The 25,566-nt window shown below is 60.0% G+C and carries 23 protein-coding genes and 2 tRNA genes; 6 read left to right on the top strand and 19 right to left on the bottom strand.

Annotated features, from left to right (window positions below; all coding sequences use genetic code 11):
- The first annotated feature begins 86 nt into the window (after nt 1-86).
- Nucleotides 87-1,988 carry a potassium transporter Kup gene (locus tag KW839_RS15270; protein ID WP_060541072.1) on the top strand — a complete coding sequence of 634 codons (1,902 nt, stop codon included), beginning with the start codon at nt 87-89 and terminating at the stop codon, nt 1,986-1,988.
- A 259-nt stretch (nt 1,989-2,247) separates the two neighbouring features.
- On the opposite strand, the gene KW839_RS15265 is transcribed toward KW839_RS15270, so the two are convergent.
- From KW839_RS15265 to KW839_RS15250, 4 genes are all read right to left on the bottom strand, one after another.
- On the bottom strand, nt 2,248-3,543 hold the full coding sequence (locus tag KW839_RS15265) for a virulence factor family protein (protein WP_218424759.1): 1,296 nt from the start codon (nt 3,541-3,543) through the stop codon (nt 2,248-2,250).
- Nucleotides 3,543-6,185, bottom strand: coding sequence for a bifunctional lysylphosphatidylglycerol flippase/synthetase MprF (gene mprF / locus KW839_RS15260; protein ID WP_218424758.1), 2,643 nt, complete (start codon nt 6,183-6,185; stop codon nt 3,543-3,545). The genes KW839_RS15265 and mprF overlap by 1 nt, the downstream gene beginning before the upstream one ends.
- Before the next feature lie 276 nt (nt 6,186-6,461).
- Nucleotides 6,462-6,538: transfer RNA gene (locus KW839_RS15255), tRNA-Met, on the bottom strand.
- Between the two features lie 228 nt (nt 6,539-6,766).
- Nucleotides 6,767-6,843: transfer RNA gene (locus KW839_RS15250), tRNA-Met, on the bottom strand.
- Between the two features lie 301 nt (nt 6,844-7,144).
- Between KW839_RS15250 and dinB the strand changes: the two genes are divergently transcribed.
- A complete protein-coding gene (gene dinB, locus KW839_RS15245; protein ID WP_218424757.1) occupies nt 7,145-8,206 on the top strand; it encodes a DNA polymerase IV in 1,062 nt (353 codons plus the stop codon).
- 60 nt (nt 8,207-8,266) lie between these two features.
- Here dinB and KW839_RS15240 read toward each other — a convergent pair whose 3' ends face one another.
- From KW839_RS15240 to KW839_RS15225, 4 genes are all read right to left on the bottom strand, one after another.
- The gene (locus tag KW839_RS15240; protein ID WP_060541076.1) at nt 8,267-9,220 is read right to left on the bottom strand and encodes a hypothetical protein; all 954 of its coding nucleotides are present in this window, start codon (nt 9,218-9,220) and stop codon (nt 8,267-8,269) included.
- Between the two features lie 19 nt (nt 9,221-9,239).
- Nucleotides 9,240-10,955 carry a proline--tRNA ligase gene (locus tag KW839_RS15235; protein ID WP_218424756.1) on the bottom strand — a complete coding sequence of 572 codons (1,716 nt, stop codon included), beginning with the start codon at nt 10,953-10,955 and terminating at the stop codon, nt 9,240-9,242.
- A gap of 143 nt (nt 10,956-11,098) precedes the next feature.
- The gene (locus KW839_RS15230) at nt 11,099-12,658 is read right to left on the bottom strand and encodes an AmpG family muropeptide MFS transporter (RefSeq protein ID WP_060541078.1); all 1,560 of its coding nucleotides are present in this window, start codon (nt 12,656-12,658) and stop codon (nt 11,099-11,101) included.
- A gap of 44 nt (nt 12,659-12,702) precedes the next feature.
- Entirely contained in the window at nt 12,703-13,083 is a 381-nt protein-coding gene (locus KW839_RS15225; protein ID WP_236707789.1) for an MGMT family protein, read from the bottom strand.
- A gap of 135 nt (nt 13,084-13,218) precedes the next feature.
- On the opposite strand from KW839_RS15225, the gene KW839_RS15220 reads away from it, so the two are divergent.
- A complete protein-coding gene (locus KW839_RS15220) occupies nt 13,219-14,226 on the top strand; it encodes a DUF481 domain-containing protein (RefSeq protein WP_218424755.1) in 1,008 nt (335 codons plus the stop codon).
- 115 nt (nt 14,227-14,341) lie between these two features.
- On the opposite strand, the gene KW839_RS15215 is transcribed toward KW839_RS15220, so the two are convergent.
- Nucleotides 14,342-14,551: a cold-shock protein gene (locus tag KW839_RS15215; protein WP_002554837.1), complete on the bottom strand. Its 210-nt coding sequence runs from the start codon at nt 14,549-14,551 to the stop codon at nt 14,342-14,344.
- A 354-nt stretch (nt 14,552-14,905) separates the two neighbouring features.
- On the opposite strand from KW839_RS15215, the gene dcd reads away from it, so the two are divergent.
- Nucleotides 14,906-15,472 carry a dCTP deaminase gene (gene dcd, locus KW839_RS15210; RefSeq protein ID WP_060541081.1) on the top strand — a complete coding sequence of 189 codons (567 nt, stop codon included), beginning with the start codon at nt 14,906-14,908 and terminating at the stop codon, nt 15,470-15,472.
- A 107-nt stretch (nt 15,473-15,579) separates the two neighbouring features.
- Nucleotides 15,580-15,789: a hypothetical protein gene (locus tag KW839_RS15205; RefSeq protein WP_060541082.1), complete on the top strand. Its 210-nt coding sequence runs from the start codon at nt 15,580-15,582 to the stop codon at nt 15,787-15,789.
- Between the two features lie 133 nt (nt 15,790-15,922).
- On the opposite strand, the gene KW839_RS15200 is transcribed toward KW839_RS15205, so the two are convergent.
- From KW839_RS15200 to KW839_RS15175, 6 genes are all read right to left on the bottom strand, one after another.
- Nucleotides 15,923-16,687, bottom strand: coding sequence for an ABC transporter ATP-binding protein (locus KW839_RS15200; RefSeq protein WP_218424754.1), 765 nt, complete (start codon nt 16,685-16,687; stop codon nt 15,923-15,925).
- A gap of 13 nt (nt 16,688-16,700) precedes the next feature.
- Nucleotides 16,701-17,819, bottom strand: a complete 1,119-nt coding sequence (locus tag KW839_RS15195; RefSeq protein ID WP_218424753.1) for a succinylglutamate desuccinylase/aspartoacylase family protein — start codon at nt 17,817-17,819, stop codon at nt 16,701-16,703.
- A 27-nt stretch (nt 17,820-17,846) separates the two neighbouring features.
- Nucleotides 17,847-18,557 carry an ABC transporter permease gene (locus KW839_RS15190; protein WP_060541085.1) on the bottom strand — a complete coding sequence of 237 codons (711 nt, stop codon included), beginning with the start codon at nt 18,555-18,557 and terminating at the stop codon, nt 17,847-17,849.
- Complete coding sequence (locus KW839_RS15185) at nt 18,554-19,282, bottom strand: ABC transporter permease (protein ID WP_218424752.1); 729 nt, start codon at nt 19,280-19,282, stop codon at nt 18,554-18,556. Before KW839_RS15185 ends, KW839_RS15190 begins: the two co-directional genes overlap by 4 nt.
- Before the next feature lie 56 nt (nt 19,283-19,338).
- A complete protein-coding gene (locus tag KW839_RS15180) occupies nt 19,339-20,121 on the bottom strand; it encodes a transporter substrate-binding domain-containing protein (protein ID WP_060541087.1) in 783 nt (260 codons plus the stop codon).
- 361 nt (nt 20,122-20,482) lie between these two features.
- A complete protein-coding gene (locus tag KW839_RS15175) occupies nt 20,483-22,933 on the bottom strand; it encodes a penicillin acylase family protein (protein WP_218424751.1) in 2,451 nt (816 codons plus the stop codon).
- 188 nt (nt 22,934-23,121) lie between these two features.
- Here KW839_RS15175 and KW839_RS15170 point away from each other — a divergent pair, with 188 nt between their 5' ends.
- On the top strand, nt 23,122-23,682 hold the full coding sequence (locus KW839_RS15170; protein WP_060541089.1) for a cysteine hydrolase family protein: 561 nt from the start codon (nt 23,122-23,124) through the stop codon (nt 23,680-23,682).
- 148 nt (nt 23,683-23,830) lie between these two features.
- Here KW839_RS15170 and KW839_RS15165 read toward each other — a convergent pair whose 3' ends face one another.
- The 4 genes from KW839_RS15165 to KW839_RS15150 are packed head-to-tail and all read right to left on the bottom strand — an operon-like array spanning nt 23,831 to nt 25,556.
- A complete protein-coding gene (locus KW839_RS15165; protein WP_008083915.1) occupies nt 23,831-24,040 on the bottom strand; it encodes an SEC-C metal-binding domain-containing protein in 210 nt (69 codons plus the stop codon).
- Nucleotides 24,041-24,045: 5 nt separating this feature from the next.
- The gene (locus KW839_RS15160; RefSeq protein ID WP_218424750.1) at nt 24,046-24,531 is read right to left on the bottom strand and encodes an LEA type 2 family protein; all 486 of its coding nucleotides are present in this window, start codon (nt 24,529-24,531) and stop codon (nt 24,046-24,048) included.
- A 46-nt stretch (nt 24,532-24,577) separates the two neighbouring features.
- Nucleotides 24,578-25,054: a YchJ family protein gene (locus KW839_RS15155; protein WP_060541091.1), complete on the bottom strand. Its 477-nt coding sequence runs from the start codon at nt 25,052-25,054 to the stop codon at nt 24,578-24,580.
- Nucleotides 25,055-25,058: 4 nt separating this feature from the next.
- Entirely contained in the window at nt 25,059-25,556 is a 498-nt protein-coding gene (locus KW839_RS15150; RefSeq protein ID WP_060541092.1) for a DUF6231 family protein, read from the bottom strand.
- Between the last annotated feature and the right edge of the window lie 10 nt (nt 25,557-25,566).

Here is a 25,566-nt window from a genome sequence, read left to right as displayed (position 1 = left end):
GTAACGTGAAGTAAAACAGAGCATGCTGCGTGACAAAGCATAGTGCTTCTTTCAAAGAAGCCGGGTTTGGGAATCAGGAGTTCCGGATGGGGCAGGCAAGTAGTCAGGCGGCAGGCGCCGAGCATTCGGCGGCGAAGCCGATCGGTATGCTGGTCGCAGCAGTCGGGGTGGTCTACGGCGACATCGGCACCAGTCCGTTGTACACCCTCAAAGAAGTGTTCTCCGGCGGCTATGGTGTGCCGGTCAACCATGATGGCGTGCTGGGCATTCTGGCGCTGATTTTCTGGTCGCTGATCTGGGTCGTTTCGATCAAGTACATGATGTTTGTCCTGCGCGCCGACAACCAGGGCGAAGGCGGAATCATGGCCTTGACTGCGCTGGCACGGCGGGCGGCGGCAGGGCATGCCAGGCTGCGCGGCTTTCTGGTGGTCTGCGGGTTGATCGGTGCCGCGTTGTTCTATGGCGACAGCATGATCACTCCGGCGATCTCCGTGTTGTCGGCGATTGAAGGCCTGGGCTTGGCGTTCGACGGCATCGATCATTGGGTGGTGCCGCTGTCGTTGATCGTGTTGGTGGCGCTGTTCCTGATTCAACGCCACGGCACCGCGCGCATCGGCATCCTGTTCGGGCCGATCATGGTCACCTGGTTTTTGGTGCTCGGTGCCCTGGGTGTCTACGGCATCCTGCAGCACCCGGAAGTCCTGCAAGCGCTGAACCCGGCCTGGGGCGTGCGCTTTTTCATCGTGCACCCGGGCATGGGCGTGGCTATCCTCGGGGCGGTCGTGCTGGCGTTGACCGGTGCCGAAGCCTTGTACGCCGACATGGGCCACTTCGGGCGCAAGCCTATTGCCCGAGCATGGTTCATCCTGGTACTGCCGGCGCTGGTGCTCAACTACTTCGGCCAGGGTGCGTTGCTGCTGGGCGATCCGGAAGCCGCACGCAATCCGTTCTATCTGTTGGCGCCGAGCTGGGCGCTGATTCCGTTGGTTGGCTTGTCCACCCTGGCTACAGTGATTGCCTCCCAGGCGGTGATTTCCGGCGCGTTCTCCCTGACCCGCCAGGCGATCCAGCTTGGTTATATTCCGCGCATGCAGATCCAGCACACCTCCAGTGCCGAGCAGGGCCAGATCTACATCGGCGCGGTGAACTGGTCGCTGATGGTTGGCGTCGTGCTGCTGGTGTTGGGCTTCGAGTCCTCCGGTGCCCTGGCGTCGGCCTACGGCGTGGCGGTGACTGGCACCATGCTGATGACCAGCATTCTGGTGTCGGTGGTGATGCTGCTGTTGTGGAAGTGGCCACCGCTTCTCGCGGTGCCGATCTCACTGGGCTTCGTGCTGGTGGACGGTCTGTACTTCGCCGCCAACGTGCCGAAGATCGTTCAGGGCGGGGCATTCCCGGTCATCGCCGGTATTGCGCTGTTCGTGCTGATGACCACCTGGAAACGCGGCAAACAGCTGCTGGTGGAGCGCATGGACGAGGGCGGGCTGCCACTGCCGATTTTCATCAGCAGTATCGCCGTGCAACCGCCGCATCGTGTCCAGGGGACAGCGGTGTTCCTTACCGCCCGCCCGGACGCCGTGCCCCACGCGCTGTTGCACAACCTGTTGCATAACCAGGTGCTGCACGAGCAAGTGGTGCTGCTGACCGTAGTGTATGAAGACATCCCGCGGGTACCGCCGACACGGCGCTTTGAGGTTGAGTCCCACGGCGAAGGGTTCTTCCGGGTGATCCTGCACTTTGGTTTCATCGACGAGCCGGATGTGCCGCAAGCGCTGAAGTTGTGTCATCTCGATGACCTCGACTTCAGCCCGATGCGCACCACCTACTTCCTCAGTCGCGAGACGGTCATCGCTTCCAAGCTTGAAGGCATGGCCCGTTGGCGCGAGGCGTTGTTTGCGTTCATGTTGAAGAATGCCAACGGCAATTTGCGCTTCTTCAATCTGCCGCTGAACCGGGTGATTGAGCTGGGGACGCAGGTGGAGATGTAAGCCTCGTCAAAAAGCCCCCGTTGTCTTGCGGCAGCGGGGGCTTTTTTGTGTCTGGCCTATGACTGAAACCAATGAAGAACCCTGTGGGAGCGGGCTTGCCCGCGAAGACGGCGGCAGTTACAACACTTGTGTGACGGGCATCCCGCTATCGCGGGCAAGCCCGCTCCCACAGGATTGTGAGGCGTCCCGTCGATCTTCGTACGAATGAAAAAGCCCTCGCACCGTGAGGTAACGAGGGCTCTTGTGCAGCGGGCCCAGATCACTCCTGAGCAGCCGCATCCTTGGCCTGACGCTTCTCGATCACATCCACCAGCCGCTTGGCCAGCGCCGGGTAGTTCTCGTCGAAGTGGTGGCCGCCGGGCAGCTTGATGGCTTCTCCGACCGCCGTCTTGTCGGTGCAGCCGCTCTCGTCGGCTTCTTCTTCGCCGTAGATACACACAACCTTGGCCGCCGGCAGCCTGGCCATTTCCGGGCCGGTGGCGGCTTCTTTACCGGCGTTGCCGAGCCAGCCTTCGACTTCGATTTCGAAGCTGCCGGTGCGGGCGAAGGCCAGCAGGATGATGGCGTCGACGCGCTGTTGCTCCGACTCCGCCAAGCGGTTGTAGATCGCTGGCAGGACGTCGGCGCCGAACGAGTAGCCGGTCAGGATGAAGCGCTTGGTGCCCCATTTCTGCCGGTAGTGCTGCATCAGTTCGGCGAGGTCCAGGGCACTTTGCTCGGGGCTCTTGTGCTGCCAGTAGTAGCGCAGGGTGTCGATGCCGACCACCGGGTAGCCGATCTTGGCCATCTCGCCCGCCACATCGCGGTCCAGGTCACGCCAGCCGCCATCACCGGAGAGGAACAGGGTGACGGTATCCCGTGCCTCGCCGGCCGGCACTTCGACCACCGGAATCTGCAGGCCGCCTGCGTCTTTGTCGCCACCGACGAGGATCTTGCGCAGCTCGTTGTTCAGCACTTGCGGCAGGTTGATGTCGTAGTCGCTGATGCTGGTTTCGGCGTTGGGTTGGTCACGCACAAAGCCGGCGCTGGTGTCGTCCGGGTTGTCGTTCCATGCCACCAGCCAGTGGCCGTGGGCCGCAGATTTTGGCAGCAAATGGGTGCAGCCACCTTTTTCCAGGGCCAGGTCGACCGAAACGGCCTGGGCCTTTTCGTCTTTCTGCTCGGACAGCCAGCGCCATGCCAGCACCGCGCCGGGGCCGATGCCGCTGACCAGGGTCGCCGGGCCTTTGAGTTCGCGCAAGCCGGCTTGCAGGGCACGGCTTTGCAGCAGGCAGTCGTGGGGCAGGATCACCTGCACGATCTGCGCTGAACTGCTACGGCTCAGGGTGGACAGTTGCTTGTCGCTGAGCTTCTGGTCTTCATTGACCGCCACCAGCACTTGGGCGCGGGGTGTTGTCCCGGGGATGACGCGGGTCATTGGTGCGCCATCGGTCGGGGTCAGCCGTTCGAGGGTCGGTTCCGGTGCCGGGCGCTTGAGGTACCAAAAGCCACCACCGAGGATCAGGGCCAGCACAATAAGTGCGCCCAATACGTACCGCAAGGAGCGTTGAATCATCAGCGTTTCACCAGTCCGGTCAAGCCGCCCGCGATCAGGGCGGCAGTGTCAGCCAGGGCAACCAGCGGATCGAGTCCGGCGGGCACGGCCATATAACGGGGTTCCCAGTCAGGCTGGAACTTGTCTTTGAAGCGGCGCAAGCCTTGGAAGTTGTAGAGCTGTTCACCACGGCGGAACACCATCGAGCCCAGGCGCTGGGTCAGCGGTGCACCGCGACGGGGTTGCAACCCCGACAACGGCACCATGCCCAGGCTGAACCGCGCGTATCCATGATTTTTATAGTGTTGAATCAGGCCGACCATCATGAACTCCATGGTCAGCTTGGGTGCCTCGGGGTGGGCGCGCATCAGGTCGAGGCTGGCCAGGTCATGACTGTAAGTCTCGAGCAGGTTGGCGAACGCCACGGGGCGCCCTTCGAAACGGATCACCGCGATACGGAAATACTTGAGGTAGTCATCGCTGAAGCGGCCGAGGGAGAAGCCTTTCTCCCGGACATTCTTGCCGGTCAGCCAGGCATCGGAAATCACCTTAAGCTCATCCATCGGCGCTTGGCCCGGCTCGTGGATTTCCAGCGACAGGCCGTCGCGGGTGCCGCGGTTCCAGGTGTAACGCAGGTCTTTCATCTCCTTGCCCTTGGCTTCGAGATCAAAGCGCTTGAGATCGACCCGGGCTTCTTCGCCGAGCTTGATCGCGGTCAGGCCGATGTCCATGTAGTACGGCAGATTCTCGGCGCGCACTTGATAGAACACGGGACGGGCGTGGTGGATGTCGCACTGGTCGCGGAACTGCCAGATCATTTCCGCCCGCTGCTGCCCCGGGCCGATCGGGTCATACAGCGCCACCAGGCTGCGGCCGCGACGGGCGTACATCAGGAAGGCCTCGTCGTCGGGATGAAACAGCAACGCCTTGTCACCGGTCAGGGCCAGGCCGCCATCCGGTTGCGCGGAGGCCATGAGAATCTTGCTCGCGCGCTCCAGTTCTTCGGGTGTCGGCAAGTGGATCACCGGGCGTGCGGTGCGCAACAGCCAGGTCAGGGATACCACCACCAACAGCACGGCGGCGCCCAGCAGTGAGCGCAAGCCACGGGGGGCATCGGCGTCGAGGGTGAACTGCCACCACAGTTGATGGCTGTACGGAACGTCCTGATAGGCGAACAGCAGCAGCCAGATCGACGCACCCAGCACGCATAGGCTGGCCACCAGGTACAGCGGTGAGAATGGCAGTTCGGTCAGGCGGCTGGGGCGATAGAACGAGCGCCGGAAGACCCCGAGCAGGCTCGCCGTCAGCACCATCAGGCTGGCTTCTTCCCAGTCAAAGCCCTTGAGCAGGGAGAGCAGGGCGCCGACCAGCAACAGGATGGTGGTCAATATCCACGCGGCCGACAATCGACGTCTCAGGCCCTGGGCCAACAGCAGGCACAGCACGCCGATCAGGCTGGCACCGAAGTGCGAAGCATCGACCAGTCGGTGGGGGATCAGAAAGCCGATATGTTCCAGGCGTGTGTCGATTTCCGGGGTTACACCGGAGAACAGCAGTACCACGCCGGACAGGAACACCAGTACCGCCAGGATTGGCGCAGCCAGGCCCGATGCGGCACGCAGGGTCTGGCGTGTCTGGAACAGGCGCTGGCCTTCGTTGATCAGCAGGAACAGGCAAGCAAGCAGCAGCGGCAGGACCACATAGATCAAGCGGTAGAGCAGCAGGGCCGCGGCCAGTGGCGCAGCACCGAGGGTGTTGGAGAAGGCGGCGAGCAAGATCGCTTCGAACACTCCGACACCGCCCGGCACATGGCTGAGCACGCCGGCGGCCAGGGCCAGCAGGTAGACCAGCAGGAAGGCGCCAAACGGTGGGGCTTCGGGCAGCAGTAGATAGAGCACGGTAGCGGCGGCGGCCACGTCCAGCGCGGTGATGATCAGTTGCAGGAAAGTCAGGCGAGGCCCCGGCAGGCGCAGCGTGCGGCGTCCGGCCTTGAACAGCAGGTTGTCCGGGTAAGGCTGGTCCGGCAGGCGACGACGGTAGATGCCGATGGCGAGAACCGCGAACAGTAACAACACCACCGCGGCAACGGCGCCGAGCAAAGTCTCGGAGAGACCCAGAGCGATGGAGGCGGCGGGCAGGTCGCTAAGGGTCGCCAGCGCGGCCAGCGGTGGCAGGGCACAGCCAAGGGACAGGCTGGCAAACAGCGTCATGCGGGCAACTTCAGCGGCTCCCAGGCCATGACGCGCATATAAACGGTAACGAACCGAACCGCCCGACAACATCGAAAGGCCGATGGCATTGCCGATCGCAAAGGCCGTGAAGCCACCCAGTGCCAGCGTTCGCGGGGCCAGGTCGACACCGGCATAGCGACTGGCCGACCATTCGTAGCCCAACAGGATGATGAAGCCCGCCACGGTCGCCGCCAATGCTCCGAGCAAGGCTGGCTTGGGTACTTCGAGGATCGAGTCGTGCAGAGCGTTCAGATCGAGTTCGCTCAACAGATGGCGACAGGCGATCAGCGCAATGGTGAACAACAGCACCGTGACCGCCAGGCCAATGGGTTGACGGTATTTGCTGATGCGGTCAAGCAGGCGCAAACGCTCGGCCTTGATCGGTTGTATCGCTGTGACGGTGTCTTGTGGATCAGACGAGTTGGCGCGCATCAATCACCTCTTGGATTGTGCGCGACAGGATGGAGGTATCCAGCCAAGTTACCAATCCCTGTAGAAAAAAATAATTACAAATATTAACGCCTATACCGGATGGTGGCGATGGTGCAGCAGTCGACGTGGCGGTTTGAGTCTGCGACAGGGCATAGTCTGGACTCGACGCACGGTGAGTGCGAGCGGCTCACTACAGAGTGGCAGATCATTGTTGCGAAAGGACTTTTTCAACAGACACAAAAAAGGCCACTCTTTCGAGTAGCCTTTTTTGATGTTTGGTTGCGGGAGCCGGATTTGAACCGACGACCTTCGGGTTATGAGCCCGACGAGCTACCAGACTGCTCCATCCCGCGTCTGTGTGGCGGCATTCTACAGGCGAATGGCGGGGTGTCAACCGTTAATCCTGAACAAGGCCAAATAAACGTTAAACAGCGTCAAACGGTCGCAGGGTTTGCCTAAGTTTCGGAATCGAAACGATTTCTCTTATTTACCCGTCCGGGTGAGGCGCGTGTGCGCATTCGAATCCATAAAACAGGCACGCACAAAAAAGGCCACTCTTTCGAGTAGCCTTTTTTGATGTTTGGTTGCGGGAGCCGGATTTGAACCGACGACCTTCGGGTTATGAGCCCGACGAGCTACCAGACTGCTCCATCCCGCGTCTGTGTGTCGGCATTCTACAGAGGAACGCCAGGGTGTCAACCTCAAATTCCAGTAAAACCTGTTTCTCTTCAATCGCTTAGCGATCTAATGAGGTGCTCGGTCGGGCTGTGACGCAGGTGCAGCAAGGGCTGTAGCTCTATTGCAGTGCGCGATTCGATTGAAAAAATAAATTCATCAGAGGCAATTCCTACAGTCACAAAAGAACATTCAGACCACTGGTGCTATATACAGGTGTCAGTGAGATACTGCATATCTTGCACGCCCTGACGCCTTTTCTCCGCCATGAACACTGCTTTGATATGACTCAGCGAAAGATCATCCACGTCGACTGTGATTGCTTTTACGCTGCCATCGAGATGCGCGATGACCCGAGCCTGGCCGGAAAACCTCTGGCGGTGGGTGGCTCGGCGGATCGGCGCGGGGTGATTGCCACCTGTAATTATGAGGCGCGGGCATATGGCGTGCGCTCGGCCATGTCCTCGGGGCATGCCTTGAAGCTGTGTCCAGACCTGACCATCGTCAAGCCACGTATGGATGCCTATCGAGAAGCATCTAAGGAAATTCATACGATCTTTCGCGATTACACCGAGCTCATCGAGCCGCTCTCACTCGACGAGGCGTACCTCGATGTGTCGGACAGCGCGCATTTCGGTGGCAGCGCAACGCGTATTGCCCAGGACATTCGCCGTCGGGTCTCCAATCAGTTGCATATCACCGTGTCCGCCGGGGTGGCGCCGAACAAGTTTCTGGCCAAGATTGCCAGCGACTGGAAAAAGCCCAATGGTTTATTCGTCATCACGCCGGATCAGGTCGAGGATTTTGTCAGTGGCCTGGTGGTAAGCAAGCTGCACGGGGTCGGTAAAGTCACCGCCGACAAGCTAGGCAGGCTCGGCATTGTCGATTGCGCGCAATTGCGCGAGTGGGACAAGTTGGCGCTGGTACGTGAATTCGGCAGTTTTGGTGAGCGACTCTGGAGCCTGGCCCGTGGGATCGATGATCGCCTGGTACACAATGACAGTCGGCGGCAGTCGGTCAGTGTCGAAAATACCTACGACGTGGATCTGCCGGACCTGAAGAGTTGCCTGGAAAAATTGCCCGAGTTGCTGGAAACCCTGGCTGCACGCATGGCGCGGATCGACAGCAGTTATCGTCCGGGCAAGCCTTTCGTCAAAGTGAAATTCCATGACTTCACCCAGACCACGCTGGAGCAGGCCGGGGCAGGGCGGGATCTGGGGAGTTACCAGTTGATGCTGACCCAGGCGTTCAATCGCGGCGGCAAGCCGGTGCGGTTGTTGGGGGTCGGGGTGCGGCTGGAGGATTTGCGCGGTGGGTTTGAGCAGATGGAGTTGTTTGAGCGGTAAGTCTATGAAGTCAAAAGATCGCAGCCTTCGAAGGCTGCGATCTTTTTTCGGGGAGGGCGCTTAATTCGGCCGCGGATCCGCCACCAGTCGCTCGCCATCCTTGGTCAGTGACTTGAGGAATTCGGACTGCAATTCAGGATCATTGCGCGTCAATTCGATCAGGCTCTGTTCCAGTTCGCTGGCTTCTTCTTCAAGGCCCAGCTCCGACAGGCGTTTGACCCGGTGTACCCACTGGTTTACTTCGTCGCCTTCCAGGTCGTCATAAATCAGCCCGTGGGCTTCGTACAACTTGCTGCGCAAGGTGCTGCTGACCGCCAGTGATGAGTCGGTGTGCACGTCGTCCTGGACGTCTTCGACCTTGATCAGCAGTCGGCTCAGGTGATTGATGTCATGTTCGGCGAACGGGGTGTCCAACAGGTTCAGGCGCAGAACGCCGCTCTTGTCGGTGCTCAACTGGAACGTTTCCTTGCCGGCCTTGACCTCGACCGGACGCTCGCTCCAGGGCAGGCTGGAGTATTCGGTGCGTTTGTCGCGCTGAACCTCGTCGATACCTGCCAGGTTTTGCTGGGCGCGGCCATGAGATTGCACGTTCATGAACGGGTTGAGCCCGGCGAAACCGTAGCTGAGCCAGTCCCTGGTCACGCTGTCTGGCAGATTGCCGAGGGCAAACACATTGACCACGTTGGCACCGACGCCAGCCACCACGGCCACCGCGCCCAGCGGGATTTCGTAGACTTCCCGCCAGGGTTGGTAAGGCGTGTAGCGATCGTAGTGCCGAGTGACCTCGAATTCGGTGACTTCGAAGGTCTTCTGCTCTTGGATTTTCACTCGCCGTTGCGGCAGCTCAAGCACCTTGGGCTCGCCGACATCGATCTGCAGGCTGTGATCGAGCAATTTGCGCTCGATGCGTTCCTCGTGCTCGCTGCGTTGTGACATTTGATTGGCACAGCCGCTGACCAGCAGGGCGCCGCACAGGGCGGCACCACCGAGGCCTAAGGTGTTTCGCTTGAACATGACGTCTCTATATCTGCTATCAGCGGCGGATGCGGGCCTGAAGGAAAGGCAGCACGTCGGCGACCGGCAGCGCTTGCGCCTCGGCCTCGGTGCGGCTCTTGTATTCCAGGTTGCCTTCGGCAAGGCCGCGGTCACTGACCACGATCCGGTGCGGAATGCCGATCAGTTCCATGTCAGCGAACTTGATACCCGGGCTGGTTTTCTTGTCGCGGTCGTCCAGCAGCACTTCGAAGCCTGCGGCAGTCAGTTCTGCATACAGCTTGTCGGTGGCTTCGCGAACGAGGTCGGTTTCGTAGCGCAACGGCACCAGGGCAATCTGGAATGGCGCCAGGGTGTCGCTCCAGATGATCCCTTTATCGTCGTTGTTCTGCTCGATGGCCGCAGCCACCACGCGGGATACGCCAATGCCGTAGCAACCCATTTCCAGGGTTACCGGCTTGCCGTTCTCGCCCAGCACTTCGCACTTCATCGCCTTGCTGTACTTGTTGCCCAGCTGGAAGATGTGCCCGACTTCGATGCCGCGCTTGATTTCCAGGGTGCCCTTGCCGTCCGGGCTTGGGTCGCCGGCCACGACGTTACGCAGGTCGGCCACGGTCGGAACCGGCAGGTCACGCTCCCAGTTCACGCCGAAGTAGTGCTTGTCGTCGATGTTGGCGCCGATGCCGAAGTCGCTCATCAGTTCGACGGAGCGGTCGATGATGATCGGCAGTGGCAGGTTCAGCGGGCCCAGGGAGCCGGCGCCGGCGCCGATGGCGTCACGCAGTTCGGCGTCGGTCGCCATGACCAGCGGGCTGGCGACGCCAGGCTGGTTGGCGGCCTTGATTTCGTTCAGTTCGTGGTCGCCACGGATGATCAAGGCAATCAGCTTGCCCTCTTCTTCGGCGCGTACGATCAGGGTCTTGATGGTCTTTTCGATCGGCAGGTCAAAGCCTTCGACCAGTTGCGCAATGGTCTTGGCGTTCGGGGTGTCGACCAGGCGCAGCTCTTCGGTCGCAGCGGCGCGTGAGGATTCGCGCGGCACGGCTTCGGCTTTCTCGATGTTGGCGGCGTATTCGGAACCGTTGCTGAAGACGATATCGTCTTCACCGGATTCGGCCAGCACGTGGAATTCGTGGGAGCCGGCACCACCGATGGAACCGTTGTCGGCTTCAACAGGGCGGAACTTCAGGCCCAGGCGGGTGAACACGTTGCAGTACGCCTGGTGCATGCGGTCGTAGGTGACCTGCAGCGAAGGCTGGTCGGCGTGGAACGAATACGCATCCTTCATGATGAATTCGCGACCGCGCATCAAACCGAAGCGTGGGCGGATTTCATCACGGAACTTGGTCTGGATCTGGTACAGGTTGATCGGCAGCTGCTTGTAGCTGCTCAACTCATTGCGCATCAGGTCGGTAATGACTTCTTCGTGGGTCGGACCTGCGCAGAAATCGCGGCCCTGACGATCCTTGAAGCGCAGCAATTCAGGGCCGTACTCTTCCCAGCGCCCGGATTCCTGCCACAGCTCAGCCGGTTGAGTGCTCGGCATCAACACTTCCAGAGAGCCGGCGGCGTTCATTTCTTCACGAACGATGGCTTCGACCTTGCGCATCACTCGCAAGCCCATCGGCAGCCAGGTGTACAGGCCCGAAGCAAGTTTGCGGATCATGCCGGCGCGCAGCATCAGCTGATGGCTGATCACGACCGCGTCGGAAGGCGTTTCTTTCTGTGTGGCGAGCAAAAATTGACTGGTGCGCATGGTTGGCCGTTATCGATTGCTGATGACGAGAAATGACGGAGCATTGTACGGGCGAGATCCGCTGGCGTACAGGCGTGCGGTCGGTGGTGTGGCAGGAGGGCGGGATTCACCCGCCCTGTAGCGAAATTTCCTGCGTGGAGGTCCTACGATTCTTCTGCGATCGGGGTCTGTAGCGGCTCCGGCGTCGGTGTCGGCCCGGCCCGGCGGCGCTCCTGGTACCAGTGCAGGGCGATCAGCAGCAGGGTCGGAACACCGAGCAGGGCGGTGATCAGGAAGAAGTCGTGGTAGCCGAACTTTTCCACCATGACTCCGGAGTAGCCGCCGATCAGGCGTGGTAACAGCAACATGATTGAGCTGAGCAGGGCGTACTGGGTGGCGGAGAACTTCAGGTTGGTCAGGCTCGACAGGTAGGCGACGAACGCCGAGGTGGCCAGGCCCGAGCTGAAGTTATCCAGGGAAATGGTGAGGATCAGCATGTTCAGGTTGGCGCCCATGTCGGCGAGCATCAGGAACAGGATATTGGTGCCCGCCGACGCGATGCCGCCGATGAACAGGATCGGCAGGATGCCGAATCGCACGATCAGCAGGCCGCCCATGCCGGCGCCCACCAGGGTCATGATCAAGCCGAAGATTTTGCTGACGCTGGCGATCTGATCCTTGGAGAAGCCCTGGTCGATGTAGAACACGTTGGCCATCACGCCCATGACCGTGTCGGACATCCGGTAGGTCGCGATCAGCCCGAGCAGCAGCAGCGCTTGCCAGCGATAACGCAGGATGAAGTCGTTGACCGGCGTCAGCACCGGCGCCAGGCCACGGCGACCCATGGCCGACAGGCACAGGGCGGTGAAGAGGGTGTAGAGGATCGCACGCAGGAAGGCGCGGTCTTGCAGCAGCAGGTCGAGCAGGCTCACGCCTCCGAACAGCACGCTGGCGAAGTCAGTGTTATAGAGCTGGGTGAACATCGCCGGCACCGAAACCAGCAGTACGATCAGGACGAACACCGACGCCAGTTGGTGCGCGAAGCTGTAGCGCCCGGCCTGTAGTTGGGTGCGCAATGGCACCGGCGGTTCGCGCATGAACAGGCAGGTCAGCAGCGCCGGGACCATCAGGACACCAAACAGTATGTAGGTGCCGGCCCAGGCGGAGTGTTGATAGTTGAAGCCGGTAGAGCCGAAACCTTCGGCGAAATACAGTGCGCCGGCGGTGGCCAGCAGTGCGGCGATGCGGTAGCCGGACATGTAACTGGCGGCCAGTGCGGCCTGGCGGTTGTCTTCGGCGATCTCCAGGCGATAGGCATCGACGGCGATGTCCTGGGTGGCCGAAGCAAAGGCGACGACGACGGCGATGGCGATCAGCCAGGACAGATGTTTTTGCGGGTCACAAAAGCCCATGCCGATCAGGCCGAGAATCACCAGCGCCTGGGACAATACCAGCCAGGATCGTCGGCGCCCGAGTTTGCCGAGCAGGGGCAGGCGCCATTGGTCGAGCAGTGGCGACCACACCCATTTGAAGGCGTAGGCCAAACCGATCAGGCTCGCATAACCGATGGTCTCACGAGCCACACCGGCTTCGCGAAGCCAGACCGAAAGCGTCGAAAACACCAGCATATAGGGCAAGCCGGCGGCGAAACCAAGCAGCAACAGCACGAGTGTCGAGGGGCTGGCATAAGCGGCGAGCGCGGCGCGCCAGGTTTTACGGGGCATGGGCTGGAGTCTGCCTCAAGAAATACGGAAACAAAGCGCGCACTCTAACCGCTGTGCTCTACCGGGCGCCAGCCATGGCGCTGAATATCAACACGATTATTCAGGATGCTGATGCCTTCCGTGCGTAATCGTGCGCGCTGTTCATCCCCCGAAGGGCTGCCGGCCGGCAGGCTCAGGCGCCCACCAGCGCCCAATACGCGGTGCCAGGGTAATTTGCTGTCGTTGGGTAATTGGCTGAGTGTGCGCCCTACCCAGCGGGCGGCACGGCCCAACCCTGCCAGCTCTGCCAATTGACCGTAGCTCACGACTTTACCTTCGGGTACTTGCGCCAGCGTCAGGTACAGTGCCGTGCGTCGGATTTGCGCCGCGCTCTCGGGTTCGGTGGGTGAGTCAGTCACGTGCGTCAGTCCTGAAGAAATTTGCATTACCGTCTGTAGGGTAATTCGAGCATAGGCAGTTGAGAAATGAACTCAATGGAAATCGTCGGGTCAGTCCTTGCTAGTGCCTTATTCCTGCGGATAATGCCGATTTTTTTCGCGAACTTGAGCCTCTATTTGCTTATGTTGTCCAGATCCCTGCTGTGCCTCGCTGTCTTCAGTGCCTCCACTCCCTTGCTCGCCGATACCGTCTGGTTGAAGAACGGTGACAAGCTGAGCGGCAAGATCGTCCTGTTCGATGGTGGCAAGCTGGTGCTCCAGACCGAGTACGCCGGTTCAGTGCCGATCGACTGGAGCAAGGTGAAAACCCTGGAAAGCGATCAGGAGTTGCTGGTCAAACAGGATGCTTACACCGGTGAAAAAGCCAAATCGCTGAAAGCGGCAGATGACGGCAAGGTGACCCTGGCCAACGGTGACGCACCAAAAACCGTGGAGTTGGCGAGTGTTCAGCAGATTCTCAAGCCGAAACCTGTGGTCGAGGATCTGGTATGGAAGGGCAACGTCGACATGGCGCTGGATTATCAGCGCGCGGAAAATGACACCGATGATTACGACATCGATTTCAAGACCACTGCGCGCCATGGGCGCTGGCGACACATCGCCGAAGGTGAGTACAACCGAGAGTTCCAGGATGACGTGGTGACCACGGACAATTGGCGGGCCGAGTACGCCCTTGACCGCTTCCTGACTGACAAGTGGTTCTGGCAAGGTCGCCTGGTCTACAAGCGTGACAAGGTTGAAGATCTGTATCGCCAGCGCACGGTCGGTACCGGTCCTGGTTATCAGTTCTGGGATGATGAACTGGGCGCATTCTCCCTCGGTTCGCTGGTCAACCGCACGGACTATGAATTTGCCGATGGCAGCGAGGAAAACTTTTATTCCCTGGCCATGAAGTGGGATTACAACCGCTACCTGATTGGCAAGAGGGTGGAGTTCTTCACAAGTGGCGAGGTGGGCAAGCCGCTGTCGGGCGTGGCCGACTATGCGCTGGATGCTGAGATTGGACTGCGCTACAAGGTGACTGACTGGGCTTCGCTCAATCTAAAGGCAGAGCGCGACATCATCCACGGTACCGACGAGTCCGATCTGGACAAGACTCGCTACAGTGCCGGGTTTGGTGTGACCTGGTAAGGCTTTGAAAAAAAGATCGCGGCTTGGGCCGCGATTTTTTTCGCCCGGCAAAAACACACAGGCACAAAAAAGCCCCGCTGTTGAGGGCGGGGCTTTTTACTAAAGCAAGTACAAGTTAGATAACTTGAACTTCTTCAGCTTGCATGCCTTTCTGACCGCGGGTAGCGATGAAAGAAACCTGTTGGCCTTCTTTCAGGCTTTTGAAGCCGTCGGATTGGATAGCTTTGAAGTGAACGAACAGGTCGTCACCGGATTGTGGAGTGATGAAGCCGAAGCCTTTTTCATCGTTGAACCACTTAACGGTACCGGTTTGGCGATTAGACATGGTGTAACTCCTTGAACAAAGATAACTGCGACTCAGGAAGAACCCTGGCCGAGACTGAGTGCAAAGAGCAGGAAAAATTCTTGTAGATGGTTGGATCGAAATTCAACATATCGTGTAGAGATTCTCAGTGACACAAGCAGCACAGTGGCGCCACCTTAACCCTTTTTCCGGGACGTGCCAATGCTTCTTGTGCAGGTTTCTCTGTTTTAGGGATCGACGGTGTGTCGATTCGTCGCCAACGCAGTTAATTCCCGGATGTCCGGCGAGAATTGCAGCGTGGACTTTGAACCCGGCGGCGCGCCCCGGTAAGATGCCGGACAGATTTTTTCCACCTCGCTATTCAGGACACCCGCCATGAGCATCAAATCGGACAAGTGGATTCGCCGCATGGCGCAGGAACACGGCATGATCGACCCTTTCGTCGAGCGCCAGGTGCGTGGCAGCGACGATAGCCGTGTGATCTCCTACGGCGTGTCAAGCTACGGCTACGATGTGCGTTGCACCAATCATTTCAAGGTGTTCACCAACATCAACTCGGCCATCGTCGACCCGAAAAACTTCGATGCCGGCAGCTTTGTCGACGTCCACAGCGACGTGTGCATCATTCCGCCCAACTCCTTCGCCCTGGCCAGCACCGTCGAATATTTTCGCATTCCGCGTAATGTATTGACCATTTGCCTGGGCAAGAGCACCTATGCGCGCTGCGGCATCATCGTCAACGTCACGCCGCTCGAGCCTGAGTGGGAAGGCCATGTGACCCTGGAGTTCTCCAACACCACCAATCTGCCGGCGAAAATCTACGCGAACGAAGGCGTGGCGCAGATGCTGTTCCTTGAATCCGATGAAGAGTGCGAAGTGTCCTATAAGGACCGCGGCGGCAAGTATCAGGGCCAGCGTGGCGTCACCCTGCCTCGCACCTGAGTCAGCCGTCTGACAAGCAGGGGGAATTCTTCAGCGAGCGTACACTCTATGGAGTGTACTGCTCCGATCCGCGCCAGGCGGGTCGGACCACCGCTCAGGAGTGCCCCATGAAGATCAATCCGCTCATCAGTGCCGAACTGGCAAGGCTTGAACCCAATCAAGTGGGTGTTCTGGCCTGGTCGCTGCTGGCACATCCGCCCGTCAGCATGGCGGGGGGCATCCCGGGTCAGCCTGATCCCGATACCCCAAATGAACAGCCCACCGAACCCGGGGAGCCTACTCTGCCGGATGAGCCGCCACCTGCGCCTGTGGTCTGACGAACACGGTCCTGTAGGCGCTGTCGAGTGCAACGAGGCTGCGATCTTTTGATCTTGATCTTTTTATAATCACCGAAGATCGCAGCCTCGTTGCACTCGACAGCTCCACGGGGAGCTGCCTGCGCAGACGTTTTTACTTCAGGTTGCCGCTGAGGAACTGCTTCAGGCGCTCGCTTTTCGGATTGCCCAGCACGTCGGCCGGCGCGCCTTCTTCCTCCACCAGACCCTGATGCAGAAACAGCACCTGGCTCGACACTTTACGAGCGAAGCTCATTTCGTGAGTGACCATGATCATGGTCCGGCCTTCTTCTGCCAGGCCCTGGATCACCCGGAGCACCTCGCCTACCAACTCCGGATCCAGGGCTGAAGTGGGTTCGTCGAACAACATCACTTCCGGTTCCATGGCCAGCGCCCGGGCGATGGCGACACGTTGCTGCTGCCCTCCGGACAGAAACGCCGGGTACTGGTCCGCCACCCGCGCCGCCAGGCCGACCTTGTCCAGATAGCGGCGGGCACGGTCCTCGGCTTCCTGCTTACTGCATCCGAGCACCCGACGTGGTGCCATGGTGATGTTTTCCAGCACCGTCATGTGGCTCCACAGGTTGAAATGCTGGAACACCATGGCCAGTCGGGTACGGATCTTCTGCAGTTCATCGGGGTCGGCCACGTGCATGCCGTGACTATCCTTGATCATGCGAATGTTCTGCCCGTCCAGACTCATGGCGCCGTCATTGGGCTGTTCGAGAAAGTTGATGCAGCGCAGAAAGGTACTTTTGCCCGAGCCGCTGGCGCCGATCAGGCTGATGACGTCGCCCGTCTTGGCCTTGAGCGAAACACCTTTGAGCACTTCATGATCGCCATAGCTTTTATGCAGGCCTTCGATGGTCAATTTGTACATGGGGCATGCATCCTCAAGGCGAAAGTAGGTAGCCGCTGCGATAGGCTTCGGTGCCCGCGACGTGGGCGATCACCATGCCGGCAGTGGCCATGCGGCGCAGCGAGCGGGCGTACATCAGCCCGGCTGTGGCGCAACGAACGGGGGTGACGAGATCGTTGATCGGGTCGATGACTTCGGCGATCAGTTGCCCGGCTTGCAGGTATTGGCCGGGCAGCGCGGTGAACACCAGCAGTCCGCCGACGGGTGTGGCCACAGGTTCCACAGCGGCCAGCGGTGTCGCGGGGTAGGGCAGGTCGGGCATGGGCGCGGGTTCGCCGGCAATCGCGCCGAAGTGGATCAGGTAGTCGATCAGTGCCTGGCAGTCGACGCTGGCCAGCGGGTGATTGACATCGCCCTGACCGCGCAACTCGACGGTAACCGAAAAGCTGCCTGGCGGGATCTCGAAATGCTCACCGAAACGTTCCTTCAATTGCCACCAGAGCAGGGTGAAGCATTCGTCGAACGACTGTCCGCCGGAGTCGGTCGCCAGCAGGCTGGCTTCGGCACCGATGTAGCGGGCCAGGGGCTCGACCTGCGGCCAGGCCTCAGGTGTGGTGTACAGGTGCGCAACTGCTTCGAAATCACAATGCAGGTCGAGCACCATATCGGCATCGCACGCCAGGCGTTGCAGGGTCAGGCGCTGGGATTGCAGTTGGGTCTCGGCGGTCTGCCGGGCCAGTGCGTCGCGCAGGGTGCTGCGGATCAGTTGCAGGTTGTGCTGCGGATCGTCACCGAGTTTGCCTTCGATGGTGTTGCCGACTTCTTCACTCAGGTCAACGAACCAGCGATTGAAATTCTGCCCGCTTTCCAGCTCATAGCGGCCCAGCGGTACATCCATTAACACCTGTTCCAGGCCCACCGGATTGGCGATCGGCACCAGCACGATTTCGCTGCGCAGGCGCCCGGCGGCTTCCAGCTCCGCCAGGCGCTGCTTGAGGTGCCAGGCCACCAGCATGCCGGGCATTTCGTCGGCGTGCAGGGAGGCCTGGATGTAGATCTTGCGGGTGGCCGGTTGCGGGCCGAAGTGAAAGCTGTGGATCTGTCGTGCGGTCCCCGGCAGCGGGGCCAGCAGGTCATGTATCTGGTGGCGCATCTCTTGTTCCCTGAAGCAGGATAAGTCCTAGTGGGTCGGCCCGAGAAAGGCCAGCCAGCGACGTTCGGCGAGGCGGAACAGGCCGACCAGCGCGAAGGTGACAGTCAGGTAGATCAGTGCGGCGATGCCGAACGACTGGAAAGTCAGGAAGGTTGCCGAGTTGGCATCGCGGGCGACTTTCAGGATGTCCGGGATGGTCGCGGTGAACGCCACGGTGGTCGAGTGCAGCATCAGGATCACTTCGTTGCTGTAATAGGGCAACGAGCGACGCAGGGCCGAGGGCATGATCACGTAGGCATACAGCTTCCAGCCGGTCAGGCCATAAGCCTTGGCCGCTTCGACTTCGCCATGGTTCATGCTGCGAATGGCTCCGGCAAAGATCTCCGTGGTGTAGGCACAAGTGTTCAGGGAGAAGGCCAGGATCGTGCAGTTCATCGCATCGCGGAAGAACGCATCGAGTACCGGCTGAGCCCGGATGGCGGCCAGGCTGTAGATCCCGGTGTAGCAGATCAGCAGCTGGATATACAGCGGCGTTCCACGGAACAGGTAGGTGTAGAACTGCACCGGCCAGCGGATGTAGAAGTGCGGCGAGACCCGGGCGATGGACAGCGGGATCGACACCAGGAAGCCGATGAATATAGACGCGCTGAGCAGCCACATGGTCATGGCCAGGCCGGTGATGTGGTAGCCGTCGCTATAGAGGAAAGGTTTCCAGTATTCCTGCAGGAGTTCGATCATCGTACGGCCTCCCGGGTGCCCGCGGAGTAACGACGCTCGAGCCAGCGCAGGATGAAGTTCGAGGCACTGGTGATCAGCAGGTAGATGAGTGCGGCAACCACGAGGAAGTAAAACAGCTGATAGCTGCTTTTGCCGGCGTCCTGCGCGGCCTTGACCAGGTCGGCGAGGCCGATGATCGACACCAGTGCGGTGGCCTTGAGCATCACCATCCAGTTATTACCGATGCCCGGCAGGGCAAAGCGCATCATTTGCGGAAACACCACGATCCAGAAGCGCTGGCCGCGCTTGAGGCCATAGGCGGTGGCGGCTTCGACCTGACCCCGCGGGACCGCGAGGATCGCGCCGCGAAAGGTTTCGGTGAAGTAGGCGCCGTAGATAAAGCCCAGGGTAATCACCCCGGCGCTGAACGGGTTGATCTCGATGTATTCCCATTCCATGAAGTCGGTGAACGATGTCAGCCAGGTTTGCAGGCTGTAGAAAATCAGCAGCATCAGGACCAGGTCCGGAACGCCGCGAATCAGCGTGGTGTAGACCTGGGCGGGGACACGCATAAGCTTGAGCTTTGACAACTTGGCACTGGCGCCCAGCAGCCCGAGCAACACGGCTACCAGCAGCGACAACGCCGACAATTTGATGGTCATCCAGGTGCCTTCCATCAGCAGCGGGCCGAAGCCCTGCAGGCTGAAGGCTGAGAGCCCCAGATTTTGTAAGAGGTTTTCGAACATAAATCAGCAACCTGATCAGATAAAAAAAGCGCCCATCGCGAGATGGGCGCCGGGCATTATTTGCCGCTGTACAGATTCAGATCGCCAAAGTGCTTCTTCTGAATGGTGGCGTAGGTGCCATCATCGTGTAACGCTTTGATACCTTTATCCAAAAGTGCCTTGAGCTCGTTGTTACCTTTAGCGATACCGATCGCTGTTTTGGCCGGCAGCAATTCGCTGTCGACCGGCTTGCTGACTTCATAGCCTTCGCCTTTTGGCGACTTCAAGAAGCCCAGTTCAGCTTGCAGCATGTCCTGAATCGCCGCGTCGAGGCGACCGGACATCAAGTCGGCATACACCTGATCCTGATTCTGATAGGCCTGGGTTTTCACGCCAGCCTTGTCCAGCACGGCTTTGGCGTAGGCTTCCTGGATGGTGCCTTGCTCGTAGCCAACGGTTTTGCCTTTGAGGGACGCGACGTCTTCGCTCAGGCCGGAACCTTTCTTGAACACGTAGGCAGTCGGCCCGGAGAACAGCTCGCTGGAGAAGTCGATGACTTTTTCGCGGGCTGGGGTAACGGTCATCGACGAAATCACACCGTCGAATTTATTGGCCTTGAGGCCCGGGATCATACCGTCGAAGTCACTTTCGACCCATTTGCACTTGACCTTCAGCTCGGCGCAGATCGCGTTCCCCAGATCGATGTCGAAACCCACCAGGCTGCCGTCAGCCGCTTTCGACTCGAACGGTGCATAGGAAGGGTCAACGCCGAAACGCAATTCCTTGTATTCCTTGGCCATGGCGGAGCCAGCAGCCATGCACAACGCCAGTGCAGAAAGGGTCAGCAATGCTTTTTTCATTATTCAATCCCTAAGAACCAATATGAGCGCTTATGGCGCAGTTTTATTGTTACTGGAAAGCGTAAGACCCATTGAAAGTAGCAATTTCCGAACCACAGTGGCGAACAAGCGTTTTAAAAGGTGCTTGATCAAAGGTCGGAGCGCGATTTATGCACGAAAACGAGCGCAGGGAAATGCCTGCACACATTTGGTTCGGTGCAAAGGCAAAAATGGCGTGTGGGTGACTCTGCCGAGCAAGTCCTGTAGGAGCGAGCCTGCTCGCGATGGACGTTAACGATAACGCGTGTTTACCCGATTAAACGCGGCGCGCTTGAGTCCATCGCCAGCATGCTGGCTCCTGCAAAGGGGGGGCGGCTTGGGATTATTTTCCAGGCGTCAACGTCAGTCGCGCCGTGCCATACGCCTTGTCGTAATTTTGCGACTGCATCGGCAGGCTCATGTACTGCCCCTTCAACCACGGATCAATGCTGTTGAGGTAGTTAGGGCTCGCCGGATTGCCGGACTGGCCTGTGCCGTTCTGAGCCATCAGCGGCTCGGTCTGGCTGAAGTCGACGATAAATCGCATGGCTGGTGCCAGGGTGGTGTTGAAGTCCTGGCCCCAGGCGAATGCGGCAGTATTGAGGGTGCTCTGGTCGCCGCCGGCCGGCAGCGGCCCGCGCACGTTCTGGCCGCCGGCGTTTTTCCATTCGTAGCGATGCAGCTTGCCCCACTGCCAGGCCTTGTGATCGCCGCCCAGCAGGCTGTCGCCGGCGCTGATCGCGGCAGCCAGGCTGCGCGCGAGGATGGCCGGCTTGTCTTCCTTCTGTGCGGTGCGTACGTCATCCCAGAACGGACTGTCCTCGCGCGCCAGCAAATGATCGGCCTGGGCGGCATAGGACAACTTGCCGTTGGCGACAAAGGCTTGCCACGCCGGGCTGCTTTGCGGGCCCAGTTCATCGAGGAAAATCTGCTTGCTGCTTTCCTCAAGGAACAGCTCGTAGATCGCCGCGTCGGTGGAAGTCGCACTGACCTTGCCGTCGAATGCCATCAAGCGGCTGTAGGCCTCGCGGGCCTTGGCGCTATCGGCTGCCGGTAAAGCATTGATGGCCTGTTTCAGCGGCTGGGACATGCCTGGCGCTTCGAACATTTTCTTCAGTTTGGCGGCGAACGTTGTGGTCTGGTCGTACTGCATGGCGATCATGCTGCGACTGTCGTGTTTGCCTGCGCCGGCCAGTTCGGCCATGCGCTCGCCACGTTCCGGAGCCGCCCACGAGTTGGACAACTGCATGCCGTAGCCATGGGGAATGACCCGCTGGTTGGCGGTGCCGAGCCAGCCCTGGGCCGGGTCCTGATCGTAAGGATGGAGCATCGGATCGGCGTAACCGTCCCAATCGTAGCGCCCCTCGGAGCCGGGCGATGGCAGCAGGCCTTCACCTTCGCGGCGGTTGGGATAGCGACCGGTGACTTGCCAGCCGATATTGCTGGCGTCGGCGAACACCAGGTTCAGTGCGATGGCGCGAATCTCGCGGCTGGCATCCGAGGCTTTCTCGACGCTCTGGGCGCGGGTCAGGTCGAACAACGCATCCAGGGTTTTGTCGTCGGTGAAGCCCGGCGTCTGCAAGGCCAGACCGAAACCATTGGCCAGAGCTGTGCCTTGGGCGCTGTTGAGCAGCGGGCCGTGACGGGTTTCGTACACGGCTTCGCGAATCGGTCGCTGGCCTTTGACGAAGTAAGTTTCGTTGCGCACGATCGCCGGCTGCCATTTGCCGTTGGTTTCGTAGGTCAGTGCGTTGCCCTGGCGCTTGATTTTCTCCAGGAACAGATCCTGGTTATCGCCCATGACCGAAGTCATGCTCCACGCCACTTTGCCGTTGAATCCACCCAGAACCATCGGCAAGCCGGCGATGGTCACTCCAGAAGCTTGATACTTCGGCGCGCGGATCTGCACGTAGCTGAACAACGACGGCACGCCCAGCGGGCCATGGCTGTCGCTGGCCAGCAGGCTTTTGCCACTGCGGCTGCGTTGCGGGGCGATGGCCCAGTTGTTCGACGAGGTGGCGCCCAGCAGGTTCAGGTCAGACAGTTGCCCCGTGGCTTTGCTGATCTGCGTCAGCCCCGGGATTTGCCCGTTGAGCTTGATGCCCTGGAGTTTTTCGCTTTCGGCCAGCGGCAATTTTTCGTCGGGGGCGGAGGGGCTCAACCAGGCCAGTTTGTCGGTGGTGACGGATTGCGCCAGCACCAGCGAGGCAATTTCTTCCGGCAGGTTGGCCGACTGGCTGAAGTTCAGCAGGCAGAAAATCAGCGCCGAATCTTCCGGCTGCCAGTATTCAGGCTTGTAGCCGGTGGCAACGAGGTCCGCTGGCAGTTTGTCGCGGTAACGGAAAAGGTAGGCGTTGACCCCGCGGGCATAGACTTCGAAGAAGCGTTTGAGACGCGGCGAAGAGGCCTTGTACAGCTCGCCGGCGCTTTTCTTCAGGTTGACCGCACGCATGTAGCGGTCGGCATCCAGCAGATCCGCACCGGACATTTCGGCCAAACGGCCCTGGGCCAGCAGGCGCAGGGTGACCATCTGCGTGATGCGATCGCTGGCGTGGACGTAACCGAGGGCGAACAGGGCGTCGTGGAAGCTGCTGCTTTCGATCAACGGCATGCCCATGGCATTGCGCCGCACCGAAACGTTCTGCGCCAAACCTTTGAGCGGCTGTACGCCGGAGGCCGGCGGGAGGGTGTCCTGGGCATTGAAAGTCTGACAACCGGTCAGGCTCAAAACGCCAGCGACTGCTGCGGCAACGCCGAACCGGGGTAGAAATTGAGTAAGGGCTGGCGAGGCCATGGCAAAGCTCCTGCGGGGTGGTAGCGCAATAAAGGCGCTACGTTAGTGAGCAGGCGATGGCCGCGCAAGCGGGGCAAGAAGTTATTTCAGGATTTGTCAGATGAAGCGCAAAAATATCGCGCTTGTCAGTCACGGGGAGTAATGCTGAAGTGGAGCAAATCCAATGATTGTGCATGAGTACAGTAGGCATGGAGCTCCAGGCAAACGCAGCGCTGATCATCATCGATCAACAAAAAGGCATCCTGCATCCGCGGCTCGGTCGGCGAAATAATGCCCAGGCCGAAGAACGCATGCTGGAGCTGCTGGGGCAATGGCGGCGCAGCGCTCGGCCGGTGATTCATGTGCAGCACTTGTCCCGGTCAGAAGATTCGGTGTTCTGGCCGCAGCAATCGGGAGTTGAATTTCAGCAACGTTTTGCACCACAACACGGGGAATGGCTGATCCAGAAGCAGGTTCCGGACGCGTTTTGCGCCACCGGGCTTGAGGCGAAGTTGCGCGATGCACAGATCGGGCAGTTGATCATCGTCGGTGTGGCCACCCACAACTCGGTGGAATCCACGGCGCGTACGGCGGGCAACCTGGGGTTTGATGCCTGGGTGGTGGAGGATGCGTGCTTTACCTTCGACAAGGCCGACTACTTTGGTAAGGCGCATTCAGCCGAGGAGGTTCATGCAATGTCGCTGGGGAATTTGCATGGCGAATATGCAACGGTCGTCAGCACCGGGCTCATTCTGAAAGCTGGCCGGTAACCAGCGCGAGCCAGTTCGCCGCAAAGGGATTGCCAGCCCCCACAGGATCGACGGTGAACACAGGTCCTCTGTCAGGCGCAGTTCACTGTGGGAGCGGGCTTGCCCGCGAAGGCGATTCAACAGGCGAAGCAGGCCTTCGCCCGAAGCATCAAGCGCCGTGGCACTTCTTGAATTTCTTGCCGTTGCCGCATGGGCACGGATCGTTGCGGCCAACGTCTTTCAGGGCGTTGCGCACCGGCTCCTGGTGAGCGTGGCCGCAATTCGGGCCGTGGACATGGCCGTGGTCGTGATCATGATGATGGTCGTGATCATGATCGTGGTTGCAGTCAGGGCCATGGACATGAGGTTGCTGGGTCATCGGGGTTACTCCGGAATTAAATCGGCGGGGATTATCACGCCATTACGCGCCAGGTGCACGTAGTGGGCGATGAATAAACCGGTTTCCATTTCACCGTCCAGACGATAGGGAATGGACTTCTTGGGATTTTTCAGGTGTTTGACCAGGTCACGGACCTTTGGCCACAGGTTCGTGCGGATCGGCACCTTGAAATAGGCGCTGTGTTTGGGGCCGACGGTAAACCAGTGTTCGTACTCGCCTTCGGCCAGCAAAATGTCCGCCAGATGAATGCGGTATTCCAGGCCGCGTACGGTCAGGTCGCTGTCATTGGGATTGTCGACGCGAAAGTGCAGGATGAATTTCTGATCCAGCAGTCTGGCGCGCACGACTTCGACCTTCACCAAATGAACCTCGGGCTCCAGAGCATCGTCGCTGAACCATGACGCACAGCCACTGAGCCCCAGGAACAGGAGCAGGGCGAACAGATGAAACGCGGTGGGCCGGATGGTCATGGTGGTGGTTCTCCCATGCCCCCCAGTCTAGCCGCTGAATGTCACATCAAACGCTGAAGTAACCCGCGCAACACTTTTTGAATTTCTGTCCGCTGGCACACGGGCAGGCATCGTTGCGACCCGCTTTGAGCGCTACGGTAGGGTCGATGAAATACCAGTGCCCGGCGTTCTGCACGAACGATGAACGCTCGCGATGGCTGTGCTCGCCGGTGCTGTCATGCCAGCGCGCGGTGAAGGTCACGAACGCATGTTCGGGCTGACCGCCGAGGACTTCGGAGCTTTCCACCTCAAGCCCCAGCCAGGTGCTTTGGGCGCTCCAGTCGCTGATCGATTGACGGTCCAGGCCAGCTTGTTGCGCGGGCAGGGTGGTCGCCACCAGGTAGTCGACCAGGCCCAGCACATAGGCGCTGTAACGCGAACGCATCAAGGCTTCTGCGCACGGAGCCGGGTGGCCGGCGTGATAATGACCGCAGCAGGCGTCGAGCAGGGTACCGCTGCCGCAAGGGCAAATGGGTGTACTCATTGCGTTACCACCAATATTTCCCGAAGTTTTCCGGATTGGCCCAGAAGCGAGAATTAAGCCAGTCGGGCACTTGTTTGTATTCAAGCAGATCGTAAGTGAACAAGGTCAATTGCTGTTCTTCGCGCTCAAAACGCTCGCTGGCTTGCAGGGCCAGGGAGAAAAAGTCGGTCTCCTGCCAACCACAGGCTGCCAGATCCGCCAGCACCGCGATACGGCTGGCATTGAGATTTCGAATGCCGCCCAACAGGTTCAGGCCTTCGCGCTTGGGCAGATGCTCCAGGCAATCGACCACCAGCGCCAGGTCGAAGCGCCGGGCTGCCAGCTCGGCAGGCAGTGCTCCGGGCGGGGCGCAGGCGACGCAGCTGTCCGGGTGCGCGAGTTTGAAAGCCTCCAGCGCCGGGAACTCGCTGGCGCCAATCAGCAAGAGGCGCGCAGGTGCGTAGCGGTCCAGTAAGGCGGCCAGTGCCTGTTGCGGCGTGCGTGAAGAAATACCTGCAGTCATCAAAGTTCCT

Origin of the sequence: Pseudomonas sp. PDM31 (assembly GCF_019218965.1) — a bacterium.
Lineage (GTDB): Bacteria > Pseudomonadota > Gammaproteobacteria > Pseudomonadales > Pseudomonadaceae > Aquipseudomonas.
Note: the sequence above shows the minus strand (reverse complement) of the source record. Positions and strands in the feature narration are given on the sequence as shown.

What these genes read in the sequence shown, in the direction of transcription:
- KW839_RS15180 (WP_060541087.1), bottom strand. Translation starts at nt 20,121, where the DNA reads ATGAAAAAAGCATTGCTGACCCTTTCTGCACTGGCGTTGTGCATGGCT.
- KW839_RS15160 (WP_218424750.1), bottom strand. Translation starts at nt 24,531, where the DNA reads ATGACCATCCGGCCCACCGCGTTTCATCTGTTCGCCCTGCTCCTGTTC.
- KW839_RS15155 (WP_060541091.1), bottom strand. Translation starts at nt 25,054, where the DNA reads ATGAGTACACCCATTTGCCCTTGCGGCAGCGGTACCCTGCTCGACGCC.
- KW839_RS15150 (WP_060541092.1), bottom strand. Translation starts at nt 25,556, where the DNA reads ATGACTGCAGGTATTTCTTCACGCACGCCGCAACAGGCACTGGCCGCC.
- dcd (WP_060541081.1), top strand. Translation starts at nt 14,906, where the DNA reads ATGAGCATCAAATCGGACAAGTGGATTCGCCGCATGGCGCAGGAACAC.
- dinB (WP_218424757.1), top strand. Translation starts at nt 7,145, where the DNA reads ATGACTCAGCGAAAGATCATCCACGTCGACTGTGATTGCTTTTACGCT.
- KW839_RS15190 (WP_060541085.1), bottom strand. Translation starts at nt 18,557, where the DNA reads ATGATCGAACTCCTGCAGGAATACTGGAAACCTTTCCTCTATAGCGAC.
- KW839_RS15220 (WP_218424755.1), top strand. Translation starts at nt 13,219, where the DNA reads ATGTTGTCCAGATCCCTGCTGTGCCTCGCTGTCTTCAGTGCCTCCACT.
- KW839_RS15195 (WP_218424753.1), bottom strand. Translation starts at nt 17,819, where the DNA reads ATGCGCCACCAGATACATGACCTGCTGGCCCCGCTGCCGGGGACCGCA.
- KW839_RS15215 (WP_002554837.1), bottom strand. Translation starts at nt 14,551, where the DNA reads ATGTCTAATCGCCAAACCGGTACCGTTAAGTGGTTCAACGATGAAAAA.
- KW839_RS15230 (WP_060541078.1), bottom strand. Translation starts at nt 12,658, where the DNA reads ATGCCCCGTAAAACCTGGCGCGCCGCGCTCGCCGCTTATGCCAGCCCC.
- KW839_RS15235 (WP_218424756.1), bottom strand. Translation starts at nt 10,955, where the DNA reads ATGCGCACCAGTCAATTTTTGCTCGCCACACAGAAAGAAACGCCTTCC.
- KW839_RS15270 (WP_060541072.1), top strand. Translation starts at nt 87, where the DNA reads ATGGGGCAGGCAAGTAGTCAGGCGGCAGGCGCCGAGCATTCGGCGGCG.
- KW839_RS15175 (WP_218424751.1), bottom strand. Translation starts at nt 22,933, where the DNA reads ATGGCCTCGCCAGCCCTTACTCAATTTCTACCCCGGTTCGGCGTTGCC.
- KW839_RS15170 (WP_060541089.1), top strand. Translation starts at nt 23,122, where the DNA reads ATGGAGCTCCAGGCAAACGCAGCGCTGATCATCATCGATCAACAAAAA.
- KW839_RS15225 (WP_236707789.1), bottom strand. Translation starts at nt 13,083, where the DNA reads ATGCAAATTTCTTCAGGACTGACGCACGTGACTGACTCACCCACCGAA.
- KW839_RS15200 (WP_218424754.1), bottom strand. Translation starts at nt 16,687, where the DNA reads ATGTACAAATTGACCATCGAAGGCCTGCATAAAAGCTATGGCGATCAT.
- mprF (WP_218424758.1), bottom strand. Translation starts at nt 6,185, where the DNA reads ATGCGCGCCAACTCGTCTGATCCACAAGACACCGTCACAGCGATACAA.
- KW839_RS15205 (WP_060541082.1), top strand. Translation starts at nt 15,580, where the DNA reads ATGAAGATCAATCCGCTCATCAGTGCCGAACTGGCAAGGCTTGAACCC.
- KW839_RS15265 (WP_218424759.1), bottom strand. Translation starts at nt 3,543, where the DNA reads ATGATTCAACGCTCCTTGCGGTACGTATTGGGCGCACTTATTGTGCTG.
- KW839_RS15185 (WP_218424752.1), bottom strand. Translation starts at nt 19,282, where the DNA reads ATGTTCGAAAACCTCTTACAAAATCTGGGGCTCTCAGCCTTCAGCCTG.
- KW839_RS15165 (WP_008083915.1), bottom strand. Translation starts at nt 24,040, where the DNA reads ATGACCCAGCAACCTCATGTCCATGGCCCTGACTGCAACCACGATCAT.
- KW839_RS15240 (WP_060541076.1), bottom strand. Translation starts at nt 9,220, where the DNA reads ATGTTCAAGCGAAACACCTTAGGCCTCGGTGGTGCCGCCCTGTGCGGC.